This window comes from Gemmiger sp. (genome assembly GCF_057431175.1).
Window position 1 is genome coordinate 20,340 of record NZ_DBMDDV010000007.1, and the last position, 12,238, is coordinate 32,577.

The 12,238-nt window shown below is 60.6% G+C and carries 8 protein-coding genes; 5 read left to right on the plus strand and 3 right to left on the minus strand.

The features are described from left to right. Positions 1-31 precede the first annotated feature (31 nt). Together ACZO0A_RS04280 and ACZO0A_RS04285 are read left to right on the plus strand one after the other, a co-directional pair. Positions 32-2,449, plus strand: coding sequence for a glycoside hydrolase family 3 C-terminal domain-containing protein (locus ACZO0A_RS04280; RefSeq protein ID WP_486846078.1), 2,418 nt, complete (start codon positions 32-34; stop codon positions 2,447-2,449). Between the two features lie 14 nt (positions 2,450-2,463). After that, positions 2,464-3,009: a GtrA family protein gene (locus tag ACZO0A_RS04285; protein ID WP_302376426.1), complete on the plus strand. Its 546-nt coding sequence runs from the start codon at positions 2,464-2,466 to the stop codon at positions 3,007-3,009. Between the two features lie 70 nt (positions 3,010-3,079). Here the strand turns inward: ACZO0A_RS04285 and ACZO0A_RS04290 are convergent, their stop codons facing one another. From ACZO0A_RS04290 to hypB, 3 genes are all read right to left on the minus strand, one after another. Further along, positions 3,080-3,427 (minus strand): hydrogenase maturation nickel metallochaperone HypA, encoded by a 348-nt coding sequence (locus tag ACZO0A_RS04290; RefSeq protein WP_302376428.1) that lies wholly within the window; start codon positions 3,425-3,427, stop codon positions 3,080-3,082. Further along, positions 3,428-6,199 carry an FAD-dependent oxidoreductase gene (locus ACZO0A_RS04295; protein ID WP_302376430.1) on the minus strand — a complete coding sequence of 924 codons (2,772 nt, stop codon included), beginning with the start codon at positions 6,197-6,199 and terminating at the stop codon, positions 3,428-3,430. A gap of 172 nt (positions 6,200-6,371) precedes the next feature. Next, the gene (gene hypB / locus ACZO0A_RS04300; protein ID WP_291231260.1) at positions 6,372-7,040 is read right to left on the minus strand and encodes a hydrogenase nickel incorporation protein HypB; all 669 of its coding nucleotides are present in this window, start codon (positions 7,038-7,040) and stop codon (positions 6,372-6,374) included. A gap of 179 nt (positions 7,041-7,219) precedes the next feature. On the opposite strand from hypB, the gene ACZO0A_RS04305 reads away from it, so the two are divergent. From ACZO0A_RS04305 to ACZO0A_RS04315, 3 genes are all read left to right on the plus strand, one after another. Continuing rightward, entirely contained in the window at positions 7,220-8,923 is a 1,704-nt protein-coding gene (locus ACZO0A_RS04305) for a M3 family oligoendopeptidase (RefSeq protein WP_291231259.1), read from the plus strand. Next, the gene (locus ACZO0A_RS04310) at positions 8,923-9,456 is read left to right on the plus strand and encodes a hypothetical protein (protein WP_302376432.1); all 534 of its coding nucleotides are present in this window, start codon (positions 8,923-8,925) and stop codon (positions 9,454-9,456) included. Before ACZO0A_RS04305 ends, ACZO0A_RS04310 begins: the two co-directional genes overlap by 1 nt. 444 nt (positions 9,457-9,900) lie before the next feature. Beyond that, the gene (locus ACZO0A_RS04315; protein ID WP_486846081.1) at positions 9,901-12,177 is read left to right on the plus strand and encodes an ABC transporter substrate-binding protein; all 2,277 of its coding nucleotides are present in this window, start codon (positions 9,901-9,903) and stop codon (positions 12,175-12,177) included. Positions 12,178-12,238 lie beyond the last annotated feature (61 nt).

Sequence of the window (12,238 nt, forward strand, 5' to 3'; positions counted from 1 at the left end):
CACACTGTTATGTGTAAGGAGTGACTACCCCATGAAACACACAGATAGTATAACCAAACTAAACCTTGAACAAAAATGCGCTCTGCTGTCCGGTGATACCGTGTTCACGACGCGGGGCTGCAAAAACGCGGGCGTGCCGTCCATCACCCTGTCCGACGGCCCCAACGGCGTGCGCAAGCAGGCCGGGGCGGCGGATCACCTGGGGCTGAATCCCAGCGTGCCGGCCACCTGCTTCCCTACAGCCGCCACCGTGGCGTGCAGCTGGGATCCGGCGCTGGGCGAGGAAATCGGCCGGGCCATGGGCGAGGAGGCCGCCGCGCAGGAGGTTGCCGTTCTGCTGGGGCCGGGCCTGAACACCAAGCGCAGTCCCCTCTGCGGCCGCAACTTTGAGTATTTCTCCGAGGATCCCTATCTCTCCGGCAAGATGGCCGCCGCCTACGTGCGCGGCATCCAGTCGGAAGGCATCTCCGCCTGCCCCAAGCACTTCGCCGTCAACAGCCAGGAGCTGCGCCGCATGGCATCGGACTCGGTGGTGGACGAGCGGACGCTGAGGGAGCTGTACCTGACCGGGTTTGAGATCGTCGTCAAAGAGGCGCACCCCAAGGCCCTCATGTCCAGCTACAATCTCATCAACGGCATCTACGCCAACGAGAACGCCCACCTTTTGCAGGATATCCTGCGCGAGGAGTGGGGCTTTGACGGCGCGGTCGTGACCGACTGGGGCGGCAGTAATGACCATGCGCTGGGCGTGAAAAACGGCTCGACGCTGGAAATGCCCGCCCCCGGCGGGGACGCCGTGCGGGAGCTGCTGGCCGCCGTACGGTCCGGCAAAATTACCGAGGCCGATGTGGACGACCGCCTGGATGAGCTGCTGACGCTGGTGCTGGACACCCACGCCGCCGTAGAACGCCACAGCCGCAGTTTTGACGCCGACGCCCACCATGCGCTGGCCCGCCGCGCGGCAGGGGAGAGTGTTGTGCTGCTGAAAAACGACGATGCCCTGCTGCCGCTGGCCGAGGGCACGCGTGTGGCGGTCATCGGCGACTTTGCCGAGACGCCGCGCTACCAGGGTGCAGGGTCCAGCGCCGTCAACTCCATCAAAGTGGACACCTTCTTGGATTGTCTGAGCGACAGCGGTCTGCACAGTGTGGGCTTTGCCCCAGGTTTTGACCGCCAGGGAAAACCCGATGCCGCCAAGCAGGCCGAGGCCGTCGCCCTGGCCGCAAAAGCGGACGCCGTGCTGCTCTGCCTGGGACTGGACGAGATCAAGGAGAGCGAGGGCCTGGACCGCGCCGATATGAAGCTGGCCGACAACCAGATCGAGCTTTTGCAGGCTGTGCGCGAAGCCAACCCCAACACGGTGGTCATTGTGAACGCCGGTGCCTCGCTGGAAACGCCGTGGCTGGCCCACTGCAAAGCGCTGGTTTACGGCGCACTGGGCGGCCAGGCGGGCGCGGGCGCGATGGTGGACGTGCTGACCGGCAAAATCAACCCCGGCGGCAAGCTGGCCGAGACTTGGGCCAACGCCTACGCCGACACCCCCGCCCGCGACCACTTTGCAGGCCCTGGCCGCACCGTGCAGTACCGCGAGGGACTGTACGTCGGCTACCGCTATTACCAAACCACCGGGGTGCCGGTGGCGTTCCCCTTCGGCCATGGGTTGAGCTATACGCAGTTTGCGTACAGTGACCTGCATGCCGACGCCCACAGCGCGGCCTTGACCGTGACCAACACCGGTGACCGCGCCGGGGCAGAGATTGTGCAGCTGTACGTGGCCAAGCCGAATGCTGAAATTTTCCGCCCTGCACAGGAGCTGAAAGCCTTTGCCAAGGTGCAGTTGGCGGCGGGGGAGAGCAAGACCGTGACCCTGACGCTGGACGACAAGGCGTTCCGCTACTGGAACACCCGCACCGACAGCTGGGAGGTGGAGGGCGGCACGTATGAGCTTCGCGTAGGGGCAAGCTCTGCGGACACCCGCCTGACCGCTGCGGTCGAGGTCATCGGCACCGACGCGCTGAACCCCTATGCCGGGAAGGCGCTGCCGCACTACCAGAGCGGCAAGGTGCAAACCGTACCCGACGCCGAGTGGGAGACTCTGCTGGGCCGCCCCATCCCTGACGACCGGGTCAAAATTGACCGCAACATGACGCTGGGTGAGCTGAACCATGGACGCAGCCCCCTGGGCTGGCTGGTCTGGGCGGTGCTGACCGCGCTGCTGAACGCCAGTTACAAAAAAGGCAAGCCGGATTTGAATGTGCTGTTCCAGTACAATATGCCGCTGCGCGCGCTGGCCAAAATGACCAATGGTGCCATCAGCATGGGCATGGTGGACGGTATCGTGATGGAAGTGCAGGGCTTTTGGGTTATCGGCCTGGTGCGAGTGATTTTTGAGGCCGTCAAGAACGTGATTTTGAACGCGCAGCTGGAAAACCGTCTGCGCAACAGCTGACAGGAGATGCAGCCATGCAATTTTGGAATACCTTTGCGGCTAAGCACCCCGCCGCTGCCAAGTGGGTGCGTGAGGGCGGCTTGTTCGTCATCGTGTCAAACTTAATTACGGTGTTCAAATACTTGCTTTTGCAATTTCTGCCCGCTGCATTCAGCAGCCTGCCGGTCGTGGATTTCGGCTGGCCGGGCATCCCGGTAACGCTCTTTGGCGAGACGTTCCAGTGGAACATCTTAGGGTATGATGCCGCCCACGGCGGTCTGCCCTACTTCTGCGCCTACATGATCGCGATGGTGATTGGCGAGTGCATCAACTTCCCAATCCAGCGCAATTTTGTGTTCCGCAGCAAGGGCAGCCTGGGCAAGCAAATTGTCTGGTATGTGGCGGCGTTCTGCATCATCACCTGCATCGTCAACTCCATCAACTGTGTTTGGGTGGCGGTGGCTGGCCTGCTGGTGCCGGACTTCATCTACAACATCGGCACGACGGTTTTGAACGGCGGCGTGTCCATGGTGATTTTCTTCTTCGTCAATAAGGTGATTTTCCCCGAAGGGGAGAAATAAGAAAAAGGCGCGTGTGCGAAAACTTCTCGCACACGCGCCTTTTCTTGGCTTCCCCCAAGGGGAAAGGCTTTTATTCTACTGCCTCCACCTCTTTGATCATCATCTCGTTCCCTTGCACCAGATGCGTATGTTCGCTCCGGCAGCGGGGGCAGATTCGGCCATACTGCACGGTGGGGTACTGCTGCCCGCAGTCCTCGCAGAGAGTCACGGCGGGGATGGCCTCCACCGCCAGCACCGCGCCGGGTAAAATCTCAGACTTCGCGGCGGCCCACTTCCAACAATCCTGCAGGTAGCTCTCCACCACGCCGGAGACTTCGCCCAGCTGCAATGTCACCCGTCGGATGCGGGATACATCGTTTTGCTTTGCCACATCCTCCACCGTGCGGATGATGTGGAACACAATGCCCAGCTCGTGCATTTACTTCTCCTTTTTGGAGAAACGAATCTTGATTTCCCGCTTCGCCATGTAGGGCAGAATGGCCTTGAACTTGTCCTCGCTCTTGACCATCTTGCTGCACTCGGGCAGGTCGCGGTGCAGATGGATAGCGTCAAACTCGCACTTGGTCGTGCAGACGCCGCAGCCGATGCACTTGTTCGGGTCGACGACGCTGGCGCCGCAGCCCAGACAGCGGGCTGTCTCGATTTTGACCTGATCCTCTGTCAGCGTCAGGTGCGCATCCCGGAAGGAACGGTGGGTGTCGATGCTCTCGTCCAGCGCGGCGGTCTGGCGCGGGGCATGGTCGTACTCACCAAGCGACAGATTGTTCTTGTCCAGCTCGTGGAAATCCCGGCGGTTGCGGCCGATCGTCATGCTGGTGTTGGGCTGCACATAGCGGTGGATGGAGATTGCCCCCTGTTTGCCTGCCGCAATCGCGTCGATGGCAAAGCGCGGGCCGGTATAGACGTCGCCGCCCACAAACACGTCGGGCTGCGCGGTCTGGTAGGTCAGCGCGTCGGCCACGGCACCCTGGCCACGGCCCAGCTCTACGGCCTCGCCGTTCAGCAGGTCGCCCCACTCGATGCATTGGCCGATGCTGAGCACAACGTTCTCGCAAGGCAGGGTGATGGTGTCGTTCTCGTCGTAGGTGGGTGCAAAGCGGCCCTCGGCATTGTAGAGACCGGTGCACTTTTTCAGCACCACGGCGGTGACATGGCCGTTTTCGGCGATAAACTCCTTCGGGCCGTAGCCGCAGGTGATTTTGGTGCCTTCCTCCTCGGCCTCGGCGATTTCCTCCACCGAGGCGGGCATCTTCTCCCGCGGCTCCAGGCAGACCATTGTCACATCGTCGGACCCGCAGCGTAAGGCGACCCGCGCCGCGTCGATGGCGACATTGCCGCCGCCGATGACAACGGTCTTGCCCTGCATCTTATGGCTTTCGTCGCCGCCCACGGTGCGCAGCAGGTGTACGGCAGTCTCAATACCTGCGGCATCCTCGCCGGGCACGCCCGCCTTGCGGCCGCCCTGGCAGCCAATGGCAATGTAGAACGCCTTGTAGCCCTGCTCGCGCAGCTGGGCCAGCGTCACATCCCTGCCCACGTCCACGCCGCAGTGGATGTCCACGCCCAGCTCCCGCAGTACGTCAATCTCGGCGTCAATGACGTCTTTCTCGAGCTTGAAGGAGGGGATACCGTACCGCAGCATACCGCCGGGACGCTCGTTTTTCTCAAACACGGTGGGCTTGTAGCCCTGGGTCGCCAGGAAGTAGGCGCAGCTCAGGCCCGCCGGGCCGCCGCCGATGATGGCAATTTTCTGCGGCCACGGCCCTTGCAGCGACGGCTGGACGACGTCGGGCACATAGCGGTGCTCGGCGTGCAGGTCCTGCTGGGCGATGAACTTCTTCACGGCGTCGATGGCAACAGCCTGGTCCACGGTGCCGCGGGTGCAGGCATCCTCGCACCGGCGGTTGCAGATGCGGCCGCAGACGGCGGGGAAGGGGTTCTCTTTTTTGATCAGCGCCAGCGCGTCGCGGTAGCGGCCCTGGGCGGCCATTTTCAGGTAGCCCTGCACGGCAATGTGGGCAGGACAGGCCGTCTTGCAGGGGGCCGTGCCGGTGTCATAGCAGTTGATACGGTTCTTGTCGCGGTAGTCGATGGCCCACTTCTCGGGGCCCCACTTTACGGCGTCGGGCAGTTCCTGGCGCGGGTAGACGACGCGCCCTTCCTTGGTGCAGAGTTTTTGGCCCAGCTTGACCGCACCGGCGGGGCAGTACTCCACACAGCGGCCGCAGGCTACGCAGTTTTCCGGCGCGACTTTGGCAACGTAGGCCGAGCGGCTCATGTTGGGCGTGTTGAACAGCTGGCTGGTGCGCAAAGCGTTACAGACGTTGACGTTGCAGTTGCAGATGGCGAAAATCTTGTTCTCGCCGTCGATGTTCGTGATCTGGTGTACAAAGCCGTTGTCCTCGGCCTTTTGCAAAATCTGCATGACCTCGTCGTAGGTGACGTAGTGGCCTTTGTTCGTCTCCACAAGGTAGTCGGCCATGTCGCCGACGCCGATGCACCAGTCGTCGGGGTCGTCGCCGCAGCCCTCGCCCATGGCGGCGCGGGACATACGGCAGCTGCACGGCCCGGCGGCATACTTGCCGTCATACTTTTTCAGCCAGTGGGAGATATGCTCCACGTCTACGGACTGGTTTTCGGTCTCGATGGCCTTTTCCACCGGGATGACGTGCATACCGATCCCCGCGCCGCCCGGCGGCACCATGGCGGTGATGTGTTCCAGCGGCAAAAAGGTCATCCGCTCGAAGAAGGCCGTGACCTCGGGGTGGTCGGCGATCTGCTGTTTGTTCATATTGAAAAATTCCGCACTGCCGGGTACGAACATCGGCAGGATGTACTGCTTCTCCCGGCGGGGATTTTCCCAGTTGTATTCCAGTAATCCGACCACAGCCATCTGCTGCAGCAGCGGTTCCAGCTCGTCGGCAGGCTTGCCGGTAGCCTTGACCAGCTCAGGCAGGGTCATAGGCTTGCGGACCTTCATTTTCAATGCAACCTCGGCCATCTCGTCGGTCACGATGGACGCAAGGCCCCAGTATTCGGGGTCGTCCTGGGTCAGCGTGCCCTTTTTGGCAGGGATGCGGTCAGTGATCATCTGGCCCAGCTTGGCGATATTTTCCCGGAACGGCTGGTCCTTCGGGATCTGGAAGGGCAGCTTGCTCTCGTCCAGCGGGAACGCAGTGGGTTTGCTCATGGTGTGCTCCTTTTTATGTTGTTGCTCCGTTTGTGCTCCAAAGCCTTCCCCCCGAGGGGGAAGGCGGCCCCGCAGGGCCGGATGTGCCGCGACTGTCCGGTAAATGGTGGCAATGGCAAACTTGCCCCTCATCAGTCCGCTTCGCGGACAGCTTCCCCCGAGGGGGAAGCCTTTACCTCTGCCACTCCCTGACCTGCTCTTTCAACCAGTCTGCCCATTCGTCGATGCCTTCCCCGGTCTTGGCACAGATGGGGATGACCTTCGCCTTCGGGTTGCGCATGGCGACGTACTCTCGGCATTTGTCCAGGTCAAAATCAAAGTACGGCATCACGTCGATTTTGTTCACAAGCACGATATCGCATACCTGGAACATCAGCGGGTATTTCAGCGGCTTATCGTGGCCCTCGGGCACCGACAAAATCATGGCGTTCTTCACTGCGCCGGTGTCAAACTCGGCAGGGCAGACCAGGTTGCCGACGTTTTCGAGAATCGCCAAATCGATGTCCCCGGTGCCCAGACCTTCCAACCCCTGCCGGGTCATTTCGGCGTCAAGGTGGCACATACCGCCGGTATGCAGCTGGATAGACTTTGCCCCGGTCCCGGCGATGGCGCGGGCATCCACATCGGAGTCAATGTCCGCTTCCATCACACCGATGCGCAGCTCATCTTTGAGGGCTGCAATGGTTCTGCGCAGCGTCGTGGTTTTGCCGGACCCCGGTGCGCTCATCAGGTTGAGCAGAAACACCTTCTTCGCTTTCAGGTCAGCCCGCAGCGCGGCGGCCTGCTCGTCGTTGGAAGCAAAGATGCTCTGCTTCACTTCCAGAATTTTTATGTTGTCCATGGGATGCTCCTTATAAAGTGGTATTATTTATATTTTAACATTGTGTATAAAAATCCGCAATCGACGAATCCGCCAAAAAAGAAAGGGCGGGGTGGGTGATTTGACGAAAAAAACGAGGCGTTGCACCCGCTCCCTCCCCGTGCTATAATACAAACAAAAACAAGCAAAGGAGACACCCCATGAAATTCTCAGAAATGCCCTATGCCCGCCCGGATCTGGATGCGGTCAAGCAACAGTTCGCCGACCTGCGCACCCGGCTGGAAAACGCAAAATCCTACGCCGAGGCCCGCGAAATCTTCCTAGAAGAGGAAACGCTCAACAAACACGTTGACACCGCCGCCCAGCTGGCCAGCGTGCGCAACAGCATTGACACCCGCGACAAATTCTACGACGAGGAGATGAACTTCTGGAACGAGGCCATCCCCCAGCTGCAGGAGTGCCAGAACGCCTGGAGCCAGGCTATGCTGGCGTCGCCTTTCCGCAAGGAGTTCGAGGCCGAGTACGGCAGCCTGATGTTCGTCAACGCCGAGATCGCCGACAAGGCGTTCTCGCCCGCCATCCTGGACGAGATGGCCCAGGAAAACAAGCTGACCACCGAGTACGGCAAACTCATCGCGTCGGCGCAGATCCCCTTTGAGGGCGGCGTCTATACCTTGAGCCAGCTCTCGCCCTTCAAGAACGACCCCGACGATGCCCGCCGCCTGGCCGCCTGGAAGGCCGAGGGCGCGTGGTACAAGGAGCATGAGGCCGAGTTTGACGGCATCTATGACAAGCTCGTCCACCTGCGTGACACGATGGGCAAAAAGCTTGGCTATGAGGGTTACACCACCCTGGGCTACTACCGCATGGGCCGCAACTGCTACACGAAGGCTGACGTAGAAAAGTTCCGCGCCGCCGTGGTCAAGTATATTGTGCCGCTGGCCGACAGCATCTACCGTGAGCAGGCCAGGCGTCTGGGCAAGCAGTACCCGATGAACGCCGCCGACAACGCCTTGATGTTCCGCAGCGGCAACCCGCGCCCGGCGGGCGACGCCGACGCCATCCTCAAGCAGGGCAAGAAGTTCTATGAGGAACTTTCCCCCGAGAGCGGTGTGTTCTTCAACAAAATGCTGGATGACGAGCTGCTGGATGTGCTGTCCACCCCCGGCAAGGCGGGCGGCGGCTACTGCACCAGCCTGGGCGATTACGAAATGCCGTTCATTTTTGCCAACTTCAACGGCACGCAGCATGACGTCGAGGTCGTGACCCACGAGGCAGGCCACGCCTTTGCTGCCTACATGAACCGCGACCGCATCCCGTACTCCTACGTCTGGCCCAGTATGGAGGCCTGCGAGGTCCACTCCATGTCGATGGAGTTCTTCGCCTGGCCCTGGGCCGAGGGCTTCTTCGGTGCGGACGCCCGCAAGTTCCGGTACAGCCATCTGGCGGGCGCGCTGACCTTCATCCCTTACGGCACAATGGTCGACCATTTCCAACATATCGTTTATGAGCACCCAGAGCTGACCCCGGCCCAGCGCCACGAGGAGTGGAAGAAGCTGGCCGCCATCTACCAGCCCTGGATGCGCCTGGACGGCGAAATTCCCTTCTACGGCGCGGGCGAGTACTGGCAGCGCCAGATGCATATTTACCAAAGCCCCTTCTACTACATTGACTACTGCCTGGCGCAGACCGTCAGCCTGCAATTCTGGGCGATGCTGCAAAAGGATCGCGCCGACGCCTGGGCACACTACATGGCCTACACCAAGCAGGGCGGCAGCCGCACCTTTACCGAGCTTTTGAAGAACGCGGGTCTGACCACCCCCTTTGAGGAAAGCTGCCTGCGCAGTGTCAGCGAGACAGCCAAACAGTGGCTGGACAACTATGACCTGGCAGGTATCGTGTGATGGCCGACCGCGAGAAAAAGAAGAAGCGCGCCTATCTCGATGACTTTGAAAAAGACCTGAACGGCAACTACCGGTACCGCGGGGCACACTACCGCTATGCAGGTGAGATCCCGCGCGGCAAGGCGCTGGCCCGGCTGTGGGCTTTATGCGGCGGCGGTGCGGCGCTGACCGTGGCGGCGGGCGTTTTGCCCGGGGCCACGGCCCGCGCACCGCTCTACCTGGAGCTGCCCTACATGGCAGCGCTGGTACTGGCGTTGTACGCCGTGGTGGTACTGGTGCGCGCAACGCGCGGCGGCGACCCGATGCGGGCTTACATCCACGAGCAGACTGTGCAAAAATTGCCCTTTTTGTGTGTGGCCTCTGCCGTCTTGTGCGGCGTGGCTGCTGCGGGGCAGGGGGTGGCATTGTTTGCAGATGGAGGACAAATGCTTGGCACACACGGTGTTTTTATACTTTTTGAAATCGCCGCCTGTGCCGCATTTGCCGCCGCGGCGGGGATGGTCAAAAAGATGTCGTGGAATAGAGAAGAATAATTATACATTACATAAGGGCGTGCCCTGCCGGGAGGCGGGGCACGTTTTTTGCGCGCAGAGGAAAGGCTTCCCCCCCTCGGGGAAAGCTGCCCGCGGAGCGGACTGATGAGGGACGGCCTTGCCGTGATTGCCCTTTTACGGCGCAGCATCGGCAAACGCACCCCTCATCCGACCTCGCTTCGCCCGGCCACCTTCCCCCAAGGGGGAAGGCTCAAATCAACCCTTCCAAAATTCCTATCCAAATTTCGTCAAAAGGTACAAAAGTGTGATTTTCGGTTGACTTTTTTGCGATTTTACGGTATGCTAAAAACTAAGCCATTATCGACAAGTGTGCGCTGTAAAGAAACAACAGCGTTCAGAAAGGGGTACCCCTTTCTCGTATTACGCTCTTGGGGAGCGTAATAATGATTTGTAGGTGAGGGCAAAATATAGGAGGTTTTACACATGAAAAACACCAAGCAAGTCATTGCACTGGCATCTGCTGCCGCACTCAGCGTCAGCGTGCTGGCTGGCTGCGGCGGTGCTGCGTCCGACGCGACCAGCGAGAGCACCAGTACTGCTACTGCCGAAGCATCCAACACGGCCGCTTCTGATGGCACCCTCGTTCTGGCAGAGACCGGCTTTGAGGGCAAGTTCAGCCCCTTCTTTGCTTCCTCTGCTTCCGACCAGGATGTCATTGACCTGACCCAGCTGGGCCTGCTGGGCGCCGACCGTAAGGGCGAGATGATCCTGAACGGCATCGAGGGCGAGACCCGCGAGTACAACGGCACCGACTACACCTACTACGGCACCTCTGACTGCGTTGTCACCGAGAATGACGACGGCACCGTCACCTATGATATCAAGCTGCGCGACGACCTGAAGTTCTCTGACGGCGAGCCTGTCACCATCGACGACGTCATCTTCTCGATGTATGTTTTCCTCGATCCTACGTATGACGGCTCTGTCACCATGTACTCCACCCCCATCGTTGGTCTGGAGGAGTACCGCAATTCTATGTCCACCCTGTCCAAGCTGATCGCTGAGGCCGGCGAGGACAACACCGACTACACCAACTTCACCGAAGAGCAGCAGAAGGCTTTCTGGGATGCTGTCAACGACGGCGGCGTGAAGTTTGCCCAGGAGATCGTTGACACTATGCTGGAAAACGGCGCTACCGACGTTGCCTCCGCTGCTGCCGGCTGGGGCTTCGATGGTCTGGCTGCCGATGCCACCGCCAAGGATTTCTTCCTGGCTATCGGCGAGCAGTACGACTGGAGCTTCTCCGCTATGGAGGCCGAGTCCGCCGGTTCTGCCCTGTCTGACCTGATCCCCGAGGATGTCTACGCATACTCCACCACCGGTGTCAATGTCGGCAATGCAGTTGCCAACGTTGCCGGTATCGTCAAGACCGGTGATTACAGCATGACGCTGACCACCAGCGAGCTGTCCACCACCATGATCTACCAGCTGCAGATGCCCATTGCCCCCCTGCACTACTACGGCGATGAGAGCCTGTACGACTACGACAACAACTCCTTTGGCTTTGTCAAGGGTGATCTGAGCGGCGTCCGCTCCAAGACCAGCGCTCCTCTGGGCGGCGGTATGTTCACCTTCTCCAAGTACAGCGACGGCGTTGTCTACCTGGATGCCAACCCCGACTACTTCAACGGCGCACCGAAGGTTGCCCACGTCAACATGAAGGAGACCCAGGAGGCCGATAAGATCACCGGCGTTCAGGCCGGCACCATCGACATCTCCGATCCTTCCTACTCTCTGGAGGTTGCTGACCAGATCGCCGACATCAACGGCGTCGAGGGTGAGGACGGCCCCGTCATCACCACCCGCCTGAAGGATTACCGCGGCTACGGCTACATCGCCCTGAGCGCCAAGAACGTCAACGTCGGCGGCGACCCTGCCTCCGAGGCTTCCAAGGACCTGCGCAAGGCCATCATGACCGTCATCGCTGCTTACCGCGATGAGGGCATCGACTCCTACTACGGCGATACCGCCACCGTTATCAACTACCCCGTTTCCAACACCTCCTGGGCTGCCCCCTCCGTCACCGACGACGGCTACCAGATCGCCTACTCCACCGACGTGGACGGCAACGAGATCTACACCTCCGACATGAAGAGCGAGGACAAGTACGCCGCCGCTCTGCAGGCTGCCCTGGGCTACTTCGAGGCTGCCGGTTACACCGTCGAGAACGGCCAGATCACGGCCGCTCCCGCCGGTGCCAAGATGGAGTATCAGGTCAACATCGGTGCTTCCGGCAATGGTGACCACCCCTCCTTCCAGACCCTGACCAACGCTGCTGCCGCCCTCAAGACCATCGGCTTCACCCTGACTGTCAACGATATGGCCAACGCTTCTGACCTGTTCGCTTCCTACCAGTCCGGCGCTGCCGAGGGTTGGGTCGCTGCCTGGCAGTCCACCAATGACCCCGATATGTTCCAGCTGTACCACAGCCAGGGCGCTACCAACTACTACACCATCAACGATGCCGACCTGGATGAGCTGATCATGGCTGCCCGCCAGACCACCGACCAGGAGGCCCGCAAGGCCATGTACAAAGAGGCCATGGAGATCATCCTGGATTGGGGTGTCGAGCTGCCCGTCTACCAGCGCAGCGAGGCTACCATCTTCTCCACCGAGCGTGTCAACATCGACACCATCGCGAAGGATCAGACCCCGTACTGGACCTACAAGTCTGAGCTGAACAACCTCGAGCTGAACTAAGTTCAACTTACCGTTGTGAAAGCAGGTGACCGCCCGCCAAGGGCGGTTGCTTGCTGTCAAG